This is a genomic window from Acidovorax sp. (genome assembly GCF_046291265.1).
GTDB lineage: Bacteria > Pseudomonadota > Gammaproteobacteria > Burkholderiales > Burkholderiaceae_C > Acidovorax.
This window is the reverse complement of the sequence record NZ_JBKBTV010000044.1, coordinates 1-20,488: the sequence shown is the minus strand read 5'-3', so window position 1 is coordinate 20,488 and position 20,488 is coordinate 1. Positions and strand designations below refer to the sequence as shown.

The following is a 20,488-nucleotide window of genomic DNA, read 5'->3' as shown; positions in this document are numbered from 1 at the left end:
AGAGCGGTTTCAAGGGGCATTTGACGGCTTTGAAGGGACAAGCCCGAAACGTCAGCGCCGCAGCATCTTGCGCAACTTGAGGCCCGACGCCCACAGCGCGCCAAAGTAAAGCACCGCGGCGGCGGCCATCAGCGCAGCCAGCAAGCCCACGCGCTGCCAGGTCTGCGCTTTCATTCCCACCCAATCAAAGTGCTGCGCGCCCCACACCAGCAACACCGCCAACAGCGCACTGGCGGCCACCACCTGCAGCGCAAACTTGCCCCAGCCCGGCAGCGGCTGGTAGCTGCCGCGCCGCAGCAAACCCACCAGCAACCACAGGGCGTTGATGAGCGCGCCCAGACCAATCGACAGCGCCAGGCCCGCGTGCTCAATCAAAGGCACCAGCGCAATGTTGAGCAACTGGGTGATGACCAGCACCACGATCGCGATCTTGACGGGTGTGCGCACGTCCTGGCTGGCGTAGTAGCCGGGCGCCAGCACCTTGATGGCCACGATGCCGAGCAAACCGGCGCCGTAGCCCGACAGCGCGACAGCAATCTGCGCCACATCGTTATCGGTCAGCTTGCCATGGTGGAACAACGTGGCCACCAGGGGCGTGGAAAACGTGAGCAGCGCCACCGCGCAGGGCACGGACAGCAGCACCACAATGCGCAGGCCCCAGTCCAGCATGGCCGAGTAACGTTCAGAGTCGCCCGCGGCCTTGGCGGCCGTGAGCTGCGGGGTGAGCACCACACCCAGGGCCACGCCGAGCAATGCAGTCGGAAACTCCATCAACCGATCAGCGTAAAAAAGCCAGGTCACGCTTCCGGGTTCCAGGTAGGAGGCGATCTGGGTATTGATGAGCAGCGATATCTGCGCCACGCCCACGCCCAGCAGGATGGGACCCATCAGCATCAGCACGCGCCGTACGCCGGGCTCGGCCCAGGCCGCACGGATGGCGCCCCAGGTCACGCCGATGCGTGGCAGCAGACCCAGCCGCGCCAGCGCAGGCACTTGCACGGCCAGTTGCAACACACCGCCCAGCATCACACCGCCCGCCATCGCAAAAATGGGCTCGATCCCCCGCGCCTCCAGCTGCGGAGCCCCCAGCCAGGCGGCAGCGATCATGCACAAGTTGAGCAGCACCGGCGAGACGGCGGGCACCGCAAAGTGCTTCCAGGTGTTGAGAATGCCCGCCGACAGCGCCACCATCGACATGAAGCCGATGTAGGGGAACATCCAGCGCGTCATCAGTACCGCTGCGTCATAGGCCTCGCCGCTTTGGCGCAGGCCGCTGGCCAGGGCCCAGACCAGCACCGGCGCGCCGAACACGCCCAGAATGCAGGCCAGCAGCAGCACCCAGGCCAACACGGTGGCCACCGCTGCAATCAGGCGGCGCGTGACCTCTTCGCCCTCTTGCGCTTTGGTGGTGGCCAACACCGGCACAAAAGCCTGGCTGAAGGCGCCCTCAGCGAACAGGCGGCGAAAAAAGTTGGGAATGCGGAAGGCGATGTTGAAGGCGTCCGTCAGGGCGTTGGCCCCGAACATGGAGGCCATGAGCAGATCGCGCACCAGGCCCGTCACACGGGAGGCCAGGGTCAGCAGGGAGACGGTAGAGGCGGCTTTGAACAATGACACCGCAGGGAGTGTATTCCCCCTGAGCCGCTTCGCGTCTTCCCCCGAGGGGGACGCACCCGGTGGCCTGGCAGAGCCAGTTCCACGGGTGCGCTGGCGATGGCGGCGCTCCGGTTTTTGAGTGGGGCGGCACCCGTAACCCACCCTGGGCTATAATCGCGGGCTTTGCTGGCATCATCCACAGACCCCAAGGAAATAAATTATGGCATCCGCTAAACCAAAGAAGAAGAACCCCCGCCTGGCCTCCGGCCGCAAGCGCGTCCGTCAGGACGTCAAGCTGAACGCTGCGAACACCTCCATGCGTTCCAAATACCGTACCGCTGTCAAGAACGTCGAAAAGGCTGTTCTGGCTGGCGACAAGACCAAGGCGACCGAACTGTTCGCCAAGATGCAAGCCGTGGTGGACACCGTGGCTGACAAGGGCATCTTCCACAAGAACAAGGCAGCTCGCGATAAGAGCCGTCTGTCTGCCAAGGTGAAAGCCCTGGCCCTGGCAGCAGCCTAAACATTCACCGCCTGCCTCGGCAGGCAAACAGCCCGAACGGCATGTGCCGTTCGCCGTTTGTAACGGGTGCGCTGCCAGCAAAAGAAAAACGACTAAGCCGCCTTCGGGCGGTTTTTTCGTTTCCGGCCCCTTCACGGGCTTGTGACATTGCGTGGGTTACACCGGGTACCCCATGATCCTGGGCTAGGAGCGGCCAGCACCCCTCAAACGCGAGTTGGTGATTGAACTACCGGGGGTGGAGCCGCCATTGCCGCTTTTTGGGCATTGTTGGGCTCATCGTGCGGTACTGAGTCGGGCACCAGTGGTGCACGCGCAGCACACCAGCCAGCCAGACCTTTCCCGATCCAACTGTCAGGGCTTGGGAAGCGGCGGGACGTCCGGCAACAAGCAGGCTTCGGCCACCTGCAGGTTGTTGTCGCGCGCAAAGTTGATGACGAAATCCCAGGCCATGGGCTCGTGGTCGCGCAGATCGTGGTTCACCACCACGCATTTCACACCGTTGAGCGTGGTCGGAATGCACCAGGGTGAATAGCTCAGATGGCTGCCCGGGCGTGCCCCACCCGGGCGGAAACTGCTCATGACCCCGGCCAACCGCTCGGCCCAGTCGCTGGGGCGAAAGGTTTTCCCGTCGTGGGTAATGCCCTGAATGAAGACTTCTTTGGAGGAGGGGGAAACCATCGGGGATTGGAGTGGTAGTGGGCGCGCCAGACACAGGATCACTGCATGCTGCACCGCAGCGCGACATTCTAACTCTTATATAAGAGCTGACTCCCTAATCCTTATGCCGCGCTACCCATAGATCCCAAACTCAGGTAGAGCACTGCATTGCAGTGATGCGCAATCGTCAACAGACGATCACCCTGCTCCCCCTAGAATCGTGCTTCGCTTTTTCGGGTTTACAGGCCACAAGCCGACCCATTACCGTACCGTCTGGAGATTTCTGCATGACCGCTTCCATCCCGGCAGCTTCGCCCCACGTGATGAACACCTATGGCCGTGTGCCGATTGCACTGGCACGTGGACAAGGCAGCCGCGTCTGGGACGTGAACGGCAAAGAATACCTGGACGGCCTGGGCGGCATCGCGGTGAACACGCTGGGCCACAACCATCCCAAGCTCGTGCCCGCGCTGCAAGACCAGATCACCAAGCTGATCCACACCTCCAACTACTACCACGTGCCGCTGCAAGAGCAGCTTGCCGCCAAGCTGGTGGAGCTGTCGGGCATGACCAATGTGTTCTTTTGCAACTCGGGCCTGGAGGCCAATGAGGCTGCACTCAAGATCGCGCGCAAGTACGGCGTGGACAAAGGCATCGCCAAGCCCGAGATCGTGGTGTATGAAAAAGCCTTCCACGGCCGCTCCATCGCCACCATGTCGGCCACGGGCAACCCCAAGATCCACAACGGCTTCGGCCCGCTGGTCGAAGGGTTTGTGCGCGTGCCCATGAACGACATCGACGCCATCAAAAAGGCGACCGAAGGCAACCCCAATGTGGTGGCAGTGTTCTTTGAAACCATCCAAGGCGAAGGCGGCATCAACGGCATGCGCATTGAGTACCTGCAGCAGCTGCGCACGCTGTGCGACGAGCGCGGCTGGCTCATGATGATCGACGAAGTGCAGTGCGGCATGGGCCGCACCGGTAAGTGGTTTGCCCACCAGTGGGCGGGCATCGTTCCGGATGTGATGCCCTTGGCCAAGGGCCTGGGTTCTGGCGTGCCGGTGGGGGCTGTGGTGGCGGGCCCCAAGGCTGCCAACGTGCTTCAGCCCGGTAACCATGGCACCACGTTTGGTGGCAACCCGCTGGCCATGCGGGCCGGGGTCGAGACCATCCGCATCATGGAAGAAGACGGCCTGCTGCAAAACGCTGCCACGGTGGGAGATCACCTGCGCGCGGCCCTGCAGCGCGAACTGGGCAGCCTGCCCGGCGTGAAAGAAATCCGCGGTCAGGGCCTGATGCTGGGTATTGAGCTGAACAAGCCCTGCGGCGCGCTGATTGGCCGCGCGGCGGAAGCGGGCCTGCTGCTTTCAGTCACCGCCGACAGCGTGATCCGTTTGGTTCCCCCGCTGATCCTGACCCCTGCCGAAGCCGACGAAATCGTCGCAAAACTGACCCCGCTGGTCAAAGCCATCCTGGCCGAATGATCGGCCGGCACTGAGACACAAGCCCATGAAACATTACCTGCAGTTCAGCGACCTCAACGCCGACGAATACAGCTACCTTTTCGAACGTGCCGCGCTCATCAAGAAGAAGTTCAAGGCCTACGAAAAGCACCACCCGCTGGTCGACCGCACCCTGGCCATGATCTTTGAGAAGGCCAGCACCCGCACCCGCGTGAGCTTTGAGGCGGGCATGTACCAGCTGGGCGGCTCGGTCGTGCACCTGACCACGGGCGACAGCCAGCTGGGGCGCGCCGAGCCGATTGAAGACAGCGCCAAGGTCATCAGCCGCATGGTGGACCTGGTGATGATCCGCACCTATGAGCAGACCAAGATCGAAGACTTTGCCGCCAACTCGCGCGTGCCTGTCATCAACGGCCTGACCAACGAATACCACCCCTGCCAGATCCTGGCGGACATCTTCACCTTCATCGAACACCGTGGCTCCAAGGACGGAACCGGCCATCTGACCGATTGCCTCAAGGGCAAGACAGTGGCCTGGGTGGGTGATGGCAACAACATGGCCAACACCTGGCTGCAGGCGGCTGCGCTGCTGGGCTTCAAGGTACACGTCAGCACGCCCCGTGGCTATGAAATTGATGAGAAATTGGCCGCTGGCGCAGGTGGGATAAGCGCTGATAGCTATCAATTTTTTAGCAACCCACTCGAAGCCTGCCAAGGCGCCGACCTGGTCACTACCGACGTGTGGACCAGCATGGGCTACGAGGCCGAGAACGAAGAGCGCAAGAAGGCGTTTGCCGACTGGTGTGTGGATGCCGAAATGATGGCGGCCGCCAAACCCGATGCCCTCTTCATGCACTGCCTGCCTGCGCACCGTGGCGAGGAAGTCGAGGCGGATGTGATCGACGGGCCGCAATCGGTGGTTTGGGATGAAGCCGAGAACCGGATGCATGTGCAGAAGGCGCTCATGGAATATCTGCTGCTTGGCAAGGTAGCCTGATCCCCAAAGCCCCATCCATGCCTTGGCGCCGCCAGCCTGCCCATAGCGCCGAACTGCTGGCGCATTGGCAAACATTGGGCCAAGCGCTGGGCAGGGATACACCGGCTTGGCGCAAGGAAGGGCGACGCTTGGTACTCGCCTGGTCTCGCTGGCCGCGCGCGTACCACGACACCACCCACCTCTGGGCCTGCCTGCGGCGTTGGCAAATGGTGCAGGATCAGAAACCGGGTGCGCTCGACAATCCGCACGCTGTGGCTCTGGCCCTGTGGTACCACGACGCCATCTACTGGCCGTGGAGCAAGCACAACGAAGCGCGCAGCGCCGACTGGGCCAGCCGTTTCCTGCTCAGCCAGGGCCTGTCCGCCACGCTGGCGCAGACCGTACACCAGCACATTCTGGACACCCGCCACATGCCAGGCCCCCTCGCGGGCGATGCACAGTGGGTGGTCGATATCGACCTGGCCATCCTGAGCCAGAGCGATGCGGTGTACCGCCAGTTCGAGCGGAACGTGCGGCGCGAATACTTCTTTGTGCGCTGGCCGCGCTATGTGGCGGGGCGCAGTGCGGTGCTGCAGGGGTTTCTCGACCGGCCTCGCATCTACGGCACGGACCTGTTTTACCAACGGTATGAAGCGCAGGCGCGCGCGAACCTGCGCCGTGCGCTGGGGGCGCTGAGCGGGGGTCGACTCTACGGCCCAGAAACAAAATAAGGCGTTGGCTCAGGAAAGCGCGTTCGGCGCTTCATTCATCGCAGGGTTGAAACCGTCGGCACTCCTCCACCACGTGCATGGAGGTCAGGAAATTCTCGCCCTCCACAGACCGGGCCGTGAACTTGACCCAGGCGCCTTCTGGAATACCAGCCAGCCACGCCCGATCCACCGCCACGAACGCCAGCGTGGTAAACGGAATCTTGGCCCGCGGCAGCAGCTTCAAACGCACCAGCAATCGGCCGTCTGGCTCCTTCTGCACCGACACCAGAGCGGCCCGCGTGTAAACGGGATCCACGGTGGCGGCGCCCGAGTCGCCCTGCGCTGCCGGGGCAGACGGTGCGGCAACCGCACTCGGCGCTAGGGCGCAGCACAGCGACGCCGTCACTACCAGCACCGCGAGCTGGCCAGAAACTGCTGGAAACCTCATTCCTGTTTTCAGGTTGACCTTTCTGGCTTACTCAGCGCCCTGAGCGCGCAGACGGATGCTTTCACCGCCGCTCCGCCCCATGATCAAAACTGCGTCCCCACGGTCAGGTACGCGCGTGGCGTCCACTGCATGCTGCTGCGGCTGACCAGCGGCACCGCGCCCGAGGCATCCACGCGGTCCCGGCGGAAGTGCGCGTCGCCCACGTTGTACACACCCAGCCGCCAATACCCCAAGCCGCGCACCAGCTGGCCCACGTAGAAGTCCAGCATGGCGCTCGCGCGGTTTTGGCCGGTGAGTGTGGCGTTGATGTCCTGGTCGGCACGCCCTGTCAGGGTCAACGTGGCACCGCCATACCAGCCACCCCCGCGCGGCATGGGCTTGGCAGCGGTCAGCGTGGCCACATAGCGTGCCTGCCCGGGTATGCGCCGCCCTTCATTGGGCCCGCTGGTCATGCGCGACTGCAGCAGGCTGGCATTGGCCGACAGGGTCCAGTCGCGCCCCAGGCCCAACCACGCCAGCCCCGTGCGCGCATCGGCCTCCAGGCCCCAGACCATCGCGTCGCCCACGTTGGCACGTTGCTCCAACCATCGCGATCCGTTCAATGCCAGCGTCGGCGCCAGCACATCGCTCATCTGCCGCACAAACAGGTTCAGGCCGGCGTGCCCGTTGACAAGGCGCCGCTCAAAGCCTGTGTCCAGCGTCCACGCCACCTGCGGGCGCAGGTTGGGGTTGCCGATGGTGTCGGGGTTGCTCAGGCTATTGCTGCCCTGACTGGGAATGACCCGGTCCACCAGGTCCCACACACGCGGCAACTGGGTAACGCGGGCCAGGTTCACGCGCCACTGCAGGTCGTCGGACAGCGGCGTGCGGGTGTGCAGCGATGGTTGCAGGATGTTCCACTGCTTGCTGCCCGCCACTGCAGAGCTTCCGCCGTTCAGCTCCACACGTTCGCCGCGCAGGCCCAGCGTCAGTGTGGTGCTGGCGGGCAGCTCCCATTCGTTCTGCCCCCAGACCACCCACCGGCGAATCCCGGCGTCCAGACCTGAATTCACCGGCAGGGCGCCGCTCGCGGTGGTGCTCACGAAAAGTTTGCGGTCTTCCAACTGCGCCCCGGCGCTCCACAGCAGTGCATCGGCCGTGCCGGTGAGTTTGCTGCTGAGACTCCACACGTCCTCGCGCCGGTCGTCCACAAAGCTGTAGCTGTCCGTCACGACGGCACCGCCCGCGCCAATGTTGCGCAGCAGATCGCCTCTTCGGTCCACGGTGTCGCTGGCGCGGCTGGCGGTGAACGTGGTTTCGAGCTTGCTGGCAGCAAAGCGGTGCGTCCAGTCGGCGGCTGCTTGCAGGTAACGCCGGTCGTACTGGTGCGACTCCTGCGAGTTCAGTGCGTAGGTGCCATCGCCACTGCCTACGCTGTCGGCTGTGCCGCCAAAGTCTGCCTTGCTGAGCGTTGCCCGCAGCGTGACCTGGTCTGCCGCACCCAGCTTTCCGCTGATGCGCGGCACCAGTGCGTAGTCGGTGCGCTTGTAGCGGGCGCTGGTGTTTGACTGCGCCACGTCGGCCCCGGCACGCTGCGTGCTGCGGTGTGTGTCCGAACCCAGCAGCAGTCCTGTTGCAGACGCGGCGACAAAGTAAGACCAGGGCTGGCTGGCCTCGGCTTCACGCGGCTCGTCGGTGCCCTTGGGCGTTGTCCCCAGCGGACCGGTGCGCGAGAAGAATGCCTGTCCCGCATCCCGGCCCCACACGTGGTTGTCGGTCAGGCGCAGCGTGGTTTCGCGCTTCACCGTAGCCTGGCGCAACACGATGTTGAGCGTGCCGCCTGTGGCGCCCGAGAACTCCGCGCTGGGCGCGCGCACCACCTCGATGCGTTCGATCAGCTCGGGCGGCAGTTGGTCGATGGGCAGCTGGGTGCGCTTGCCGCCCACGCGCTGACCGTCGATGAGCAACTGCGTGGCGCCGCGCTCCATGCCGCGCATGCGGATCTCCACGCTGCCGTCAGCACTTGGCGTCACCTGCACGCCCGGCAACTGGCGCAGCACGTCGGCCACCGAGAACGCGCCCATCTGCTCAATGTCACTGCGGTCGACCACCACCAGCGAACCGGCGGCAAAAAAACGCTGCTCCAAAGACCTGCGTGCCGTGACCGTGACGCCATCGAGCTGCGGCGTGGCGACGCCCGTTCCCTCTGGCATGCCCTGCGCCCAGGCTGCGCTCCCTGCCGCGGATGCCACGCACGCCGCCCAGATGGCGACGCGATGGCAATTGTGTGTTGTTGGTTTCATAGACACCCTCTCTGCGCCAGATTGTCCAAGGCGAAGGCTTAAGCGCAGCCAAAGACAGGCACCGCCGCGTCGCCAATCAATGTGAAAAGAGGGCAGGACCACAAAGAAACTCAAAACTCCAGTGCCTTGCGATAAACCGTGCCGCGTTTGATCACCTCGAACCCGCAGTCGGCATACACCCGTTTGGCTCCGGTCTCGTTTTCGCTGTCCACTTCCAACGCCGACTCTGACATTCCCTCTTCTGCCAGCAGGCGCAGGCTTCGGGCGATCAACGCCCTTGCAAGGCCACGCCCGCGCCACCTCCGGCCAACGCTGATGTACTCGGTGAAACCTCTGGCCCGCGAAAAATGGCGGTTTGCGTCCGCGTTGATAAAGGTGCGGACTTGGCCTGCAACCTCGTCGCCATCCCACGCAACCTGCCAGCGTGCGGGCTGGAACACCCAGCTTTCGAGCCAGGTGTCGTAATCCCTGGGCAAAGGCGCAGCCATTCCCCAATGGTCCGCAAACGCGGCGTAGTGCGCGTCCCAGATGGCGCGGTAGTGCTCCGGCAGCACAGGCCGCAGCTCCAGCCCTTCGGGCATGGGAAAGTCAGGCACGGAATGCAGTCGGGTTTGCAGCATTTCGAAGAAGTACCGCACAGGTCTAAAACCGCACGCCACAAGAAGTTTGGCGCGCGCATCTTCGCCCTGCTGCACGTACGCATGGTGTACGTGCTGGCCTGGCGGCAGATGCTCGGCCACAGTGCGATGGCGCTGCTCCATCCAGGTTTGCAACATGCGCCCAACACCACGCGCCCGCCAAGACCCCGGCACGAAGCCGAGGTGTGCGTGCATGGTCAAGCCATCTGCCTGGGTGACTCGCCAGCACCGGCCATAAGCAACCATCTCGCCATCAATTTCCGCCACGACGCAGTCCTGCAAGGGATCGCAGCGGGTGAAAGCGGCGTAGTCACGCTCCAGATCTTCGGCCGTGCGCCGCGCCTGTACTCCGTCAGCCTCAAAACTGGCGTTGGCCACATTAGCCATGGCCAGAAAGTCTGCAGCCCCACGAAACAAGCGCAGTACCACGCCATCCACTGGCGCCGAAGCGATCAACAAAGTGCCATCACTCACGTTCATACATCCCTCTGTTATTCCTTCTTGGCTTTTCTGCTCCCATTCGCCATGGTGCATGGCACGACCTTAACGCGAGCCAAAGAGGCGACTGCTGCCTGTTTTCCGCGCTTGCGCCGCCCCCACAATCGGCCCATGCACATCCTGCTCATCGAAGACGACCTGGACCTGGGCCGCGCGCTGCAGTCCGCGCTGAAGGTGGAAGGTCTGACCAGCGAATGGCTGCGCCGTGCGGTGGACGCGCCCGCCACGGTGGACGCCACCACGGTGGACTGTGTGCTGCTGGACCTGACCTTGCCCGACGGCAGTGGCTTTGATCTGCTGGCACGCTGGCGCAACCAGGCGGGCCAGGGCGGGCAGGTGCCCATCATCGTGATCACTGCGCGCTCGGCGGTCGAAGACCGGCTGGCGGGACTGGACGGCGGGGCGGACGACTTTGTGATCAAGCCCTTTGCCACGGCCGAGCTGATGTCGCGCATCCGTGCCGTGCTGCGCCGCAGTGCACGGCAGGCCAGCGAGCGCTGGGTGCTGGGCGATCTGGTGGTGGAGCCGCGCCGCCATGCCGCGCAGCGTGGGGGTACAGCGCTCGACCTGTCGCCCCGCGAATTCCAGCTGTTGCTGGAACTGGCGCGCGAGCCGGGCGTGGTGGTGTCCAAAAGCGTGCTGTCGCAGCGGCTGGACCCACTGGGCGAGCCGGTGGACTTTGGCGCCATCGAAGTGCATGTGTCCAACCTGCGCCGAAAGATTGGTGCAGAGTTGATCCGCACTGTTCGCGGCGTGGGCTACCTGCTGCAGCCATGACACACCCCATCTCCATTCCACGCTACATGCGCACGACCTGGACCAAGCTGGCAGAGCCGACGCTGGTGCGCCGCAGCGTGGTTTCAGTCACCGTGGCGTTTGTGCTGGTGTGGGCGGTGCTGCTCAGCTACAACTTCATCAACTACAAGCACACCATCACCAACGATCCGGGGCTGCTGAAGTACGGCGATGCGCTGCTGGATTCGCTCACCCCGATCACCGACCCGGGGCAGGCTGCGGCGGCGGTGTCCGCCACCAACCGCTGGGTCAACATCCGCCGCCGTCAGAACGGCCTGCTGCCGGGCGTGGCGATGCATGAGCTGCGCGACAGCGCCACCGGCCACGTCGTTTATTCGCCCCCCGGTCTTCAGGACCTGGATATCGCCCTGCCCGAGCAACTCAACGTCAACGGGTCGTTGATTTCGGAGCCCGTCGTGCAAGGTCAGCGATACCGCGTCTACGCCGGACAGAACGCGCGCTGGACTCTGCGCATCGTCGAGATGAAACGCGCAGATGCGCACTTCTTGCAATCCAGCGGTCGCAACCTGGTTCCGTACCTGCTGCTGGCGGCACCGTTCGTGCTGCTGCCCGTCTGGCTCTCGGTGCGCAACGGTCTGCGCCCGCTGCAGCAACTCGCCCACCGCATCGCCCAGCGCAACACCGACGACCTGGAACGGGTCGGCTTCAATGCCCGCCACCGCGAACTCAAGCCGCTGGAACAATCGCTGGACACCCTGCTGGCCCGCATGCGCCAGAAGGTCGAGCGCGAACGCGCGTTTGTGCAGGACGCTGCGCACGAGATACGCACGCCGCTGGCCGTGATCACCGCGCAGGCCCATGTCATGGCGCGCTCGCAAAGCGAAGACGAGCGCACGCAGGCCCAGGCGCACCTGGAGCAGGCCATCGCCCGCACCTCGCACCTGGCGCAGCAGCTGCTGGACCTGGCCGCGCTGGACGAAGCGCAGCGCCCTGCCCCGCGCGACCTGGACGTGGCGCAGTGGCTGCGCGCCGCGCTGGCGCAGGCCGCGCCACAGGCCATGGCGCAGCAGATCGAGTTGTCGCTGGACGCGCCCGACACCCTGCCCGCGCGGCTGGACCTGCCCGCGTTCGAATCCATCGTGCACAACCTCATCGACAACGCGGTGCGCTACGCCACGGCTGGCGGCAACGTGGCGGTGGGCCTGCGGCACGATGGCGCCCTGCTGCACCTTGTTGTGCAGGACGATGGGCCGGGCATTCCGGTCACCGAGCGCAGCCGGGTGTTCGAGCGGTTTTACCGGGGCGCCGGGCATGCGGCCAATGGGTCGGGCCTGGGCTTGGCCATCGTGCAGCAGGCGGTGCGGCGCATGGGCGGGCAGGTGCAGGTGGGGGATGGGCTCAACGGCAAAGGCGTGGGATTTTTCGTTAGGATTCCCCTCCCCCGCAGCGCCTGAGTCCACCCAGGCGAACCACTTACTACTTCGCCCGCCATGCCCCACTCCGTCCACCCTTGCCTGACCTGCGGCGCCTGCTGCGCCAGTTTTCGTGTGGACTTTGCGGTGGAAGAGATGCAAGAGATGGGTGGCACCGTGCCGGGCGGCCTGGCCGTGGAAGTGACCCGCACCACCTGCCGCATGCGCGGCACGGACCACGTGCCTGCGCGCTGCGCAGCGCTCACCGGCAAGATCGGCGAGAAAGCGGCCTGCGGCATCTACGAGTGGCGGCCGTCGCCCTGCCGCGAGTTCGAGGCGGGGGACGATGCCTGTCACAGGGCACGCTTGCGGCACGGGTTGCCACCGCTGGCCGAAGGCTTGATCTTTTAACCCCCTGAGCCGCTTCGCGCCTTCCCCCCAGGGGGACGACGCCTTCACTGCGGGGCGGCCCTTGCTCGGCGTCCGCTGGCGACGGCCGCGTAGGTTCTACAGGGTGCGTGCGATGCACAGAACGCTATAGAGCAGTAGTGTTCAGTTACTTTAGGCCTCAACAAAAAACCACGGAGCTGTTGGAAATAACCGACACCACGGGTTTTCCGGGACATGCAAACTTTGTCCCATGTCAGCAAGCCCCCCTTCCAACGCCCGCCCGCTCTGGGACATCTCGCCGCCCGTGCACGCGGGCAGCCCCGTGTTTCCGGGTGACACGGCCTACAGCCAGCAGTGGTGCGCCACGATTGGCCCGGGTTGCCCGGTCAACGTGAGTGCCATCACGCTGTCGCCCCATGTGGGCGCCCATGCCGATGCGCCGCTGCACTACGACGAGCACGGTGCCAGCATCGGTGACGTGTCGCTCGACGCCTTCCTCGGGCCATGCCGCGTGATCCACGCCATCGGATGCGGCCCGCTCATCACCTGGGACCACATAGCCCACGCAGTGGATGACGCCCTGCCTCAGCGCGTACTGGTCCGCACCTACGCCCAAGCGCCCGAGCAGTGGGACGGCCAGCTCACCGCCTACGCCCCCGACACCATTGAACGCCTGGCCGACCGGGGCGTGTTGCTGGTGGGCATCGACACCGCCAGCATCGACCCTGCCGACAGCAAAACGCTGGACAGCCACCAGGTGATCCGCCGCCGGGGCCTGCGCGTGCTGGAGAACCTGGTGCTCGACCACGTGCCCGAGGGCGACTACGAGCTGATCGCCCTGCCACTCAAGCTGACTACCGCCGATGCATCGCCCGTGCGCGCCGTGCTCAGAGCACTCTGACAACAAAAATTTCAAGCCTTTTTGGCCTCTAGCGCTTATTCCATAAGCGCTAGCAGCTATCAAAATAGAAGTAACCGACCTGAACCGCCATGACGATAACCCTCCAAGACTGCCGCGCCCTCGATGCGCAAGACCCACTCGCCCCGCTGCGAGAGCACTTCAGCCTGCCCGAGGGCGTGATCTACCTTGACGGCAATTCGCTGGGCGTGTTGCCCAAGGCCGCCGCAGCGCGTGTGGCCGACGTGGTGGCGCGCGAATGGGGCACGGACCTCATCAAATCCTGGAACACCGCGAGCTGGTTTGACCTGCCCCAGCGCCTGGGTAACCAGCTGGCCCCGCTGATTGGCGCGAGCAAAGATGAAGTGGTGTGCACCGACAGCACTTCCATCAACCTCTACAAGGTGCTGAGCGCCGCGCTGAACATCGCGCGCGAAGACAACCCGGCGCGCAAACGCATCGTCAGCGAGCGCAGCAACTTCCCCACCGACCTATACATCGCCGAAGGTCTGTGCAAGGAGCGCGGCCTGGAGCTGGTGTTGGTGGAGCCCGAGGAGATTGCCGCCGCGCTGACCAGCGACGTGGCCGTGCTGATGCTGACGCATGTGAACTACCGCACCGGCGCGATGCACGACATGGAGGCTATCACCGCTACAGCGCACGCCCAAGGCATCTTGTGCGTGTGGGACCTGGCGCACAGCGCAGGCGCCGTGCCCGTGGACTTGAACGGTGCGGGCGCCGACTTCTCGATCGGCTGCGGCTACAAGTATTTGAACGGCGGCCCCGGCGCACCGGCCTTTGTGTGGGTGCACCCGCGCCATGCCAATCGCTTCTGGCAGCCGCTGTCTGGCTGGTGGGGCCACGCGGCGCCGTTTGCCTTCACCCCCGACTACAAACCCGCACCAGGCATCACGCGCTACCTGTGTGGCACGCAGCCCATCATCAGCCTATCGGCCTTGCAGTGCGGGCTGGATGTGTTCACCGCCGCAGAAAACCTGGGCGGCATGGCCGCGCTGCGCACAAAGTCGCTAGCACTGACTGACCTGTTCATCAAACTCGTGGAAGAGCGCTGCACAGGCCAAGGCCTGGGCCTGGCCACACCTCGTGACCACGCACAACGTGGCTCGCAGGTGTGTTTAACGCGTGATGAAGGCGCAGGCGTCAACGGCGAGGGCAGCGGTGCTTATGCCATCGTGCAGTCGCTGATTGCGCGCGGCGTGATCGGCGACTTCCGCAAGGGTGATGGCGGCAAGGGACCGCACAAGGACATCCTGCGCTTTGGCTTCACCCCGCTGTACATCGGCTTTGAAGATGTGTGGAACGCGGTGGAGCATCTGCGCCAGGTGCTGGAAAACGGCGAATGGAAAAAGCCCGAGTTCAACCAGACGCACGCGGTGACCTGAGGCCAGTCGGCATCTAAACAAACCCCAAGCCGTTCACGCTGAGCCTGTCGAAGCGCTGCGCAAGGCTTCGACAGGCTCAGCCCGAACGGCCCTGGTGGATCGAACGTGTATCCAAGGAGACTGACCATGTGCCCCTTTTCCCAAACCACCATCCCCGCCAGTGACACGCCGGCCGCCGCCCTGCCCGAATCCATCGTGCACGAAGAGCGCGCCCAGCTCGACTTCAGCCAGTCGATGAGCTACGGCGACTACCTGCAGCTCGACGCCATCCTCACCGCGCAAAAGCCGCTGTCGCCCGCGCACGACGAGATGCTGTTCATTGTGCAGCACCAGACGAGCGAGCTGTGGATGAAGCTCATGCTGCACGAGCTGCGCGCCGCCATTGCGCACATCGCCAACGACGAGCTGCAGATGGCCTTCAAGATGCTGGCGCGCGTCAGCAAGATCATGGAGCAGCTGGTGCACGCGTGGGACGTTCTGGCCACCATGACGCCGCCCGAATACACCGCCATGCGCCCGTACCTGGGCCAGTCCAGCGGCTTCCAAAGCTACCAATACCGCAGCATTGAATTCGCCCTGGGCAACAAGAACCGCGCCATGCTCAAGCCCCACGAGCACCGCGCCGACCTGCTGGCCCAAGTGCAAGCCGCTTACGAGGCACCGTCGCTGTACGACGAAGCCCTGCGCCTGCTGGCGCGCCGCGGCATCCCCGTGCCTGCCAGCCACACCGACCGCGACTGGACGCTGCCATATGCCGAAAGCGATGCGGTGGAACAGGCCTGGCTGGTGGTGTACCGCAATCCCAAGGAGCACTGGGACCTGTACCAGCTGGGCGAGGAGCTGACCGACCTGGAGGACGCCTTCCGCCTTTGGCGCTTTCGCCATGTGACCACCGTGGAGCGCGTGATCGGCTTCAAGCGCGGCACGGGCGGCACGGGCGGCGTGAGCTACCTGCGCAAGATGCTGGACGTGGTGCTGTTCCCCGAGATCTGGAAGCTGCGCACGGATCTTTGAACCCAAACCGGCCGTGGGCCTGGCGCAGAACTTCTCGGCCATGAACGAGGTTGCCACCACCGGACACATGGCCCTCTGCATGCGCAGACCATCGCGATGATGCCCGGGGCGGTGGGCGACGAGATCGACCACGCGGCGCAGGGCACCGTGCGCATCGACGTAGCCGAGGCCGCGCTGCAGCGGCTGCGTGCAGGCTCCGACGCACAGAATTCAAGCCAAAATGGCCGCTAGCGCTTATCCATCAAGCGCTGGCAGCTATCATTTTTGAAATTCACTCTCACTCAGTCGCCCACCTTGTAAAAGGTTTGCCCGCCTGACAGCTGATAGACCGCGTTGTCGATCTGCAGGCTGCGTTCGTTCCACAGGTCGTTTTGGCCGTTCCAGCCCGGCACCGACGGGTCCGCCGAGGTGAGTCTGCTGGTCACCAGCATCGACCGCTGTGTGAGCGTGCCCGTGTTGGTGTTGACCTCCCACCGCGCAGCGCCTTGTTCACCCCGCACCGGGGGCGGCGTGCCGACGATGGCGGACACCCGCATGGCGCGCGCCGGGAAGGCAACCCACACGCGCGATCCCTGCTGCAGCACGTTGAGCACGGGGCGCACTCCACCCAGCGTCGTGGTGCTGCCTTCGAGCCCCAGCGTGTCGGTGGCCACCCGCCGTGCCTGGGCAGGGTTGCGCACGTCAAACAGCGCGAGCGGAATGCCGTCTGCCGTGCCGCCATGGCTTCGGTCCTGGCCAATGCCCAGCAGCCAGCCATTGGGCAAGGGGAACAGATGGTCTTTGTGGCCCGACGCCGCAAACTCTCCCGTCATGGACGGATTGGCGGGGTTGCCCAGGTCCAGCACATACACCGGGTCGGCCTGCAAGAAGGTGGCAGCGTAAGCCCGCGCGCCCGCAAAGTGCACCGTGTCGATCTGCTGCCCGCCCTGGCCCAGGGGCGACAGCCGCTGCCGGATGGGCAGCTTGGACAGCAGCGTGAGACGGCTGTCGCCCGGGTTGTCACGCAGCACTGACAACACGGCGGTGGACACGGGTTTGGACTGGATGGTGACGGGCGCGGTGCCGCTTTGGCCCGTCTGTCCCGTGTAGCTCACCACGCGCAGGTCGCCCTGGTATTCGTTCATGCGAGCAGGCAGCCGCCCAATGTCCCAGCCCAGGTGCCCATCCACGCTGCCCGATGCGCTGTAGTCCACCTGCGCACCGCGCAGCGCAAAGCGGTGAATGTCGGTGCGGCTGCCCGTGGGGAACACGGTGTTGGCCACATCGCCCGCATAGCGATACTGGCGCGAACTGGCCACATACACGCTGGCCACGCCCATGTGCAAGCCTTCGCTGCCACCCGCAAAACAGCGGCTGCTGCGCGCCAGGCTGGGGGACGACAGGTCGATGGCAGTGACCGTGGTGACCTGCAGCGCCAGCGATGCATTGGCCGTCTGCACCAGGCAATCGGCCTCGGCCACCAGCGGCTGGGGCTGGCCGCTGTCTACACGCAAGGTGGGTAGGATGTCCGCCGTCTTCAGGTCCTTGAGGGCTGCGTCCACAGCCGATGCCGTTGCACCTGCCGCAACTGAAAACCGCGTGAGGTCGGGCGACCAGGTGGTGACGAGGTACAGCGTGTTGCCTATCAACCGGCTGCCCACCACCAGGCCGTCAATGCGCATCTGCTTGAGCTGTGCGGGCACCACATCCTTGCCGATGGAGAACACGTCCACCGACAAGGTGCGGCTGTACTCGGGCAGCACCGTGATGTCTGCGGGGTTTTCAGTGGCCTCGGTGGTCGCAATGGGCTGCCGGTCGGCATACGGGTCTTGCTGCGACAGGATGGCAGCGCGCGTGCCGCCACCGGCCACGTAAAAGCCGTAAGGGACAAACTTGGGGTCGAGCGTCACGCGACCTACGCTGCGCAGGCTGCTGTCTGCCAGCCGCGCCATGGCCGAGAACCGCGGCGGCTCCTTGCCTGCGTCGGCAACGTAGCCGCGGTGCAGGGCATACACCATGCTGCCGTCGGCCTTGATCAAACCGTCTTCTTCCACCACCGGTCCCACCAGCGGCGTGCCCGTGTTGCCAACCACCGAGCCCGCCGTGGTCAGCCCGCCCACTGTGGGCACGGTGATGGACGTGCCCGGCAGCCCGGCCGCCACACGCTGCGCGACCTTGGTCTTGAAGTAGCCGACCAAGTCGCCGGAATGCGCGCTCTGCAGGCGCGCCTCGTTGGGCGTCTGCGGCCCACCCGCATCGCCACTGCCACCACCGCAACTTGCCACAAACGCAGCGGCGCACAGCGCACCCCAGCCCATTCGCACGCCCAACCTTGATTCCCAGTTCGTCATTTTTATTTCTCCAGATAGGTATCTGCACCAGGCGGGCGCAAGCGTTCGTTCAATCCGGTGTTGCGTTATCACGGCCACACCCGCTGCAGATAGGTGGGATAATATCCCACACAATTTGAAAACGTCAAATTTGCCGACGGCAACCCAAGCACAATGGCAACCCGTTTCTGCCCCTCTCTCCGTTGTTGACCATGTCCTCCCGCTCCGCCATCGTTCTGGCTTGTGCACTGCACGTGTTGCGCCCGCTGGCGCGCCTGCTGCTGCGCAATGGCGTGGCGTACCCGGCGTTTGCGGTGGCGATGAAGAAAGTGTTTCTGGACGCCGCCCACGACGAGCTACGTGACAGCGGCAAAAAGCCCACCGACAGCGCGGTCAGCCTGATGTCGGGCGTGCACCGGCGCGATGTGCGCAACTTGGGCCGCCTGGCCGAGCCCGCGGCCGCAGAGGTGGAAGGCGAAACCCCGCTCAACATGGCCAGCCAGGTCGTGGCGCGTTGGCTGAGCCAGACCGATTGCCTGGACGACGAAGGCCAGCCCCGCCCCCTGCCCCGGTCTGGCGACTGGCCCACCTTTGATGCGCTGGTGACCAGTGTCAGCAGCGACGTGCGCCCGCGCGCCGTGCTGGACGAACTGCTGCGCCTGGGCATGGCGCAAGAGGACGACCAGCAACAGGTGGCGCTGTTGATCACCGGCTTTGTGCCGCGCCAGGGCTTTGCCGAAATGGCGCAGTTGATGCAGGACAACCTGCACGACCACCTAGCCGCCGCCAGCCTGAACCTGCAGGGCGATCACAACTACCTGGAGCAGTCCGTTTTTGTAGACCAGCTCAGCGACGAGTCCACCCGGCGCCTGCACGCGGTGGCCGCCAAGGCCTGGCGTCAGGCGTTCAAAACGGTAATGACCGAAGCGCAAGCCCGTTTCGACCACGACCAGCAACACACCGCCCCCGACCTGCGCATGCACCGCGCGCGGTTTGGCAGCTACTTTTACGCGGCAGACAAAGATGACCACCCTTCCTGACCTTGTTAGGCGCGCTCTTGGGGCGTGCGCACTTTCGGTATCGCTGCTGGTGTTGGCGGCGTGTGGGCCGGGCACCGGTGGCACCGGCACGGGCCCCGTTACCGGCGTCTTCGGCTACGGTGGCCCCGGTTTTTCCGTCGGTGCGCCGTGTGTGGACGACTGCCAGGGTGTCAGCCTGGTTTTGGAGAACGACCGCGTGGAGTTCACCGCGCCGTGCCAACGCTTTGTCTACGTCGGTGCGTGGGCGCTGGATGAGCAAGGGGTGGTGGTGCTGGAAGGCACGCTCGAAACCACCGATATCGTCAACGGCCAGCCCCAGACCACGCGCAGCCCCGCAGTCATGCGCCTGCAGTTCAGTGACGCAGCGGCCGCCCCCCGCGAAGTGGCGCTGACGGTGCGCGATGCCACGGGCGCCAACCTGGTGGCACCCGTAACGCTGCAGCAGGGCGCCAGGGCACACGCCCCCGCAACCTGCGGCACAAGCCCGTGACACGCCGCGCGCCGCAGGCGCTTGGCGATTTAGGCATAAAAAAAGCTCCTAGCGCTTGACGGACAAGCGCTAGCAGCTATCTTTTTTGATTCTCACAATCAACCGCTAAGCGGCGATGGCTTCCTATCGCCAAAACCGGGGCAGACCCGAAGACCCGGCCAAAGATCCGAGAAAAGGTGCGTGGCCTTCAGCGGCCCGACACCAACATGGGGCGCCCGCGGCACCAGATGGGGGTGAGGTAGCCGATCTGGATCGTCATCTCGTTGCCCTGACCGCGCACCGTGGTGGGGCCGTTGCTGTAGGCGTAGCCGGTGTCAGTGGCTTGTTCGGGAAGACCCACGGTCCAGCCGTTGCGCACCAGCACGCTCATGCCCTCCTCGGGGAAGAACTGCATCTCTACCTTGTCGCCATTGCCACACGCAAACTGCATGTTGTTGCTGCGCTCGCCAAACGCCACCTTCTCGGCGGGAACGCTTGCACATCCAGTGGTCAGGACGGCGACCAGCAAACCAGAACTCAAAGTACCCAAGGTACCCAGTGGGGCGAACTTCTTCATCCGTTACTCCTGATGGCGGCGTGCTCTGCAGCACCCGCATAACCTGCAAATCCCGGCCCAGGGGCACCGTTGGATGCACCCTGCAAGGCTTCATAAGCACAAAGCCTGCCAAAGCCGCTGCGAACACCAGGCTTTACAAACACCTGCAAAAACATCGCTGGGCACTGAAACGTCAGCCCATGGATGCAAGAGTGCCGCATGCAGCAGGGGCCGTCATTGGGGTGATCCCTGCTCGGGTACTGCCCAGAGTCTGTCTGCGGCGCGTTGCACCCTTGTGACGCCTCGGTGATCGGTGGAAATTCGGGGTTTACCCGGGGCTGGCGTCAAACAGGTGCGACGCCAGGTGGCGGATTTAGAGCGTATATGGACGCCCCGAATAAGCCAAGCCCTCACTCACTGCTGCCAAGAAGGTAAAGATTGCACCCGTAT

General features: G+C 64.7%; 20 protein-coding genes and 1 pseudogene. 14 read left to right on the top strand and 7 right to left on the bottom strand.

Annotation, left to right across the window (positions count from 1 at the left end; genetic code table 11):
* Positions 1 to 51 precede the first annotated feature (51 nt).
* Complete coding sequence (murJ, locus tag ACK41V_RS16155; protein WP_409783674.1) at positions 52 to 1,617, bottom strand: murein biosynthesis integral membrane protein MurJ; 1,566 nt, start codon at positions 1,615 to 1,617, stop codon at positions 52 to 54.
* A 199-nt stretch (positions 1,618 to 1,816) separates the two neighbouring features.
* Here murJ and rpsT point away from each other — a divergent pair, with 199 nt between their 5' ends.
* Positions 1,817 to 2,119, top strand: coding sequence for a 30S ribosomal protein S20 (gene rpsT / locus ACK41V_RS16150; RefSeq protein WP_409783672.1), 303 nt, complete (start codon positions 1,817 to 1,819; stop codon positions 2,117 to 2,119).
* A 351-nt stretch (positions 2,120 to 2,470) separates the two neighbouring features.
* Here rpsT and ACK41V_RS16145 read toward each other — a convergent pair whose 3' ends face one another.
* Complete coding sequence (locus ACK41V_RS16145) at positions 2,471 to 2,797, bottom strand: DUF3579 domain-containing protein (RefSeq protein ID WP_409783670.1); 327 nt, start codon at positions 2,795 to 2,797, stop codon at positions 2,471 to 2,473.
* 266 nt (positions 2,798 to 3,063) lie between these two features.
* Here ACK41V_RS16145 and ACK41V_RS16140 point away from each other — a divergent pair, with 266 nt between their 5' ends.
* From ACK41V_RS16140 to ACK41V_RS16130, 3 genes are read left to right on the top strand one after another with little or no spacing between them, the layout of a single operon-like run.
* Entirely contained in the window at positions 3,064 to 4,260 is a 1,197-nt protein-coding gene (locus ACK41V_RS16140; RefSeq protein WP_409783669.1) for an aspartate aminotransferase family protein, read from the top strand.
* Positions 4,261 to 4,285: 25 nt separating this feature from the next.
* Positions 4,286 to 5,236 (top strand): ornithine carbamoyltransferase, encoded by a 951-nt coding sequence (argF, locus tag ACK41V_RS16135; protein ID WP_409783668.1) that lies wholly within the window; start codon positions 4,286 to 4,288, stop codon positions 5,234 to 5,236.
* Between the two features lie 17 nt (positions 5,237 to 5,253).
* Positions 5,254 to 5,946, top strand: a complete 693-nt coding sequence (locus tag ACK41V_RS16130; protein WP_409783666.1) for a hypothetical protein — start codon at positions 5,254 to 5,256, stop codon at positions 5,944 to 5,946.
* Positions 5,947 to 5,977: 31 nt separating this feature from the next.
* On the opposite strand, the gene ACK41V_RS16125 is transcribed toward ACK41V_RS16130, so the two are convergent.
* The 3 genes from ACK41V_RS16125 to ACK41V_RS16115 form a co-directional block, all read right to left on the bottom strand.
* Positions 5,978 to 6,373 carry a hypothetical protein gene (locus ACK41V_RS16125; RefSeq protein WP_409783664.1) on the bottom strand — a complete coding sequence of 132 codons (396 nt, stop codon included), beginning with the start codon at positions 6,371 to 6,373 and terminating at the stop codon, positions 5,978 to 5,980.
* A gap of 83 nt (positions 6,374 to 6,456) precedes the next feature.
* A complete protein-coding gene (locus ACK41V_RS16120) occupies positions 6,457 to 8,565 on the bottom strand; it encodes a TonB-dependent receptor plug domain-containing protein (protein WP_409783663.1) in 2,109 nt (702 codons plus the stop codon).
* A gap of 200 nt (positions 8,566 to 8,765) precedes the next feature.
* Positions 8,766 to 9,773, bottom strand: coding sequence for a GNAT family N-acetyltransferase (locus ACK41V_RS16115; protein ID WP_409783661.1), 1,008 nt, complete (start codon positions 9,771 to 9,773; stop codon positions 8,766 to 8,768).
* A gap of 129 nt (positions 9,774 to 9,902) precedes the next feature.
* On the opposite strand from ACK41V_RS16115, the gene ACK41V_RS16110 reads away from it, so the two are divergent.
* The 8 genes and pseudogenes from ACK41V_RS16110 to ACK41V_RS16075 all read left to right on the top strand — a co-directional run bounded on the left by ACK41V_RS16110 (position 9,903) and on the right by ACK41V_RS16075 (position 15,895).
* Positions 9,903 to 10,568 carry a response regulator transcription factor gene (locus ACK41V_RS16110; protein WP_409783659.1) on the top strand — a complete coding sequence of 222 codons (666 nt, stop codon included), beginning with the start codon at positions 9,903 to 9,905 and terminating at the stop codon, positions 10,566 to 10,568.
* Complete coding sequence (locus ACK41V_RS16105; RefSeq protein ID WP_409783657.1) at positions 10,565 to 12,001, top strand: sensor histidine kinase; 1,437 nt, start codon at positions 10,565 to 10,567, stop codon at positions 11,999 to 12,001. The genes ACK41V_RS16110 and ACK41V_RS16105 overlap by 4 nt, the downstream gene beginning before the upstream one ends.
* Positions 12,002 to 12,037: 36 nt before the next feature.
* Positions 12,038 to 12,370, top strand: coding sequence for a YkgJ family cysteine cluster protein (locus ACK41V_RS16100; protein ID WP_409783656.1), 333 nt, complete (start codon positions 12,038 to 12,040; stop codon positions 12,368 to 12,370).
* 229 nt (positions 12,371 to 12,599) lie between these two features.
* The gene (kynB, locus tag ACK41V_RS16095) at positions 12,600 to 13,250 is read left to right on the top strand and encodes an arylformamidase (RefSeq protein ID WP_409783654.1); all 651 of its coding nucleotides are present in this window, start codon (positions 12,600 to 12,602) and stop codon (positions 13,248 to 13,250) included.
* Positions 13,251 to 13,268: 18 nt separating this feature from the next.
* Positions 13,269 to 13,343: pseudogene (locus ACK41V_RS16090) on the top strand (hypothetical protein); the annotation flags it as partial.
* Positions 13,340 to 14,650: a kynureninase gene (kynU, locus tag ACK41V_RS16085; protein WP_409783652.1), complete on the top strand. Its 1,311-nt coding sequence runs from the start codon at positions 13,340 to 13,342 to the stop codon at positions 14,648 to 14,650. The pseudogene ACK41V_RS16090 and the gene kynU, both read left to right, overlap by 4 nt.
* 126 nt (positions 14,651 to 14,776) lie before the next feature.
* Positions 14,777 to 15,664: a tryptophan 2,3-dioxygenase gene (gene kynA / locus ACK41V_RS16080; RefSeq protein WP_409783651.1), complete on the top strand. Its 888-nt coding sequence runs from the start codon at positions 14,777 to 14,779 to the stop codon at positions 15,662 to 15,664.
* A gap of 96 nt (positions 15,665 to 15,760) precedes the next feature.
* Positions 15,761 to 15,895: a hypothetical protein gene (locus ACK41V_RS16075; protein ID WP_409783649.1), complete on the top strand. Its 135-nt coding sequence runs from the start codon at positions 15,761 to 15,763 to the stop codon at positions 15,893 to 15,895.
* A 50-nt stretch (positions 15,896 to 15,945) separates the two neighbouring features.
* Here ACK41V_RS16075 and ACK41V_RS16070 read toward each other — a convergent pair whose 3' ends face one another.
* Positions 15,946 to 17,994 (bottom strand): beta-propeller domain-containing protein, encoded by a 2,049-nt coding sequence (locus tag ACK41V_RS16070; protein WP_409783648.1) that lies wholly within the window; start codon positions 17,992 to 17,994, stop codon positions 15,946 to 15,948.
* A gap of 191 nt (positions 17,995 to 18,185) precedes the next feature.
* On the opposite strand from ACK41V_RS16070, the gene ACK41V_RS16065 reads away from it, so the two are divergent.
* Both ACK41V_RS16065 and ACK41V_RS16060 read left to right on the top strand, forming a co-directional pair.
* Positions 18,186 to 19,013: a DUF6502 family protein gene (locus ACK41V_RS16065; RefSeq protein ID WP_409783646.1), complete on the top strand. Its 828-nt coding sequence runs from the start codon at positions 18,186 to 18,188 to the stop codon at positions 19,011 to 19,013.
* The gene (locus ACK41V_RS16060) at positions 18,997 to 19,503 is read left to right on the top strand and encodes a hypothetical protein (RefSeq protein ID WP_409783644.1); all 507 of its coding nucleotides are present in this window, start codon (positions 18,997 to 18,999) and stop codon (positions 19,501 to 19,503) included. Before ACK41V_RS16065 ends, ACK41V_RS16060 begins: the two co-directional genes overlap by 17 nt.
* Before the next feature lie 187 nt (positions 19,504 to 19,690).
* On the opposite strand, the gene ACK41V_RS16055 is transcribed toward ACK41V_RS16060, so the two are convergent.
* Positions 19,691 to 20,059 (bottom strand): hypothetical protein, encoded by a 369-nt coding sequence (locus ACK41V_RS16055; RefSeq protein ID WP_409783642.1) that lies wholly within the window; start codon positions 20,057 to 20,059, stop codon positions 19,691 to 19,693.
* Positions 20,060 to 20,488 lie beyond the last annotated feature (429 nt).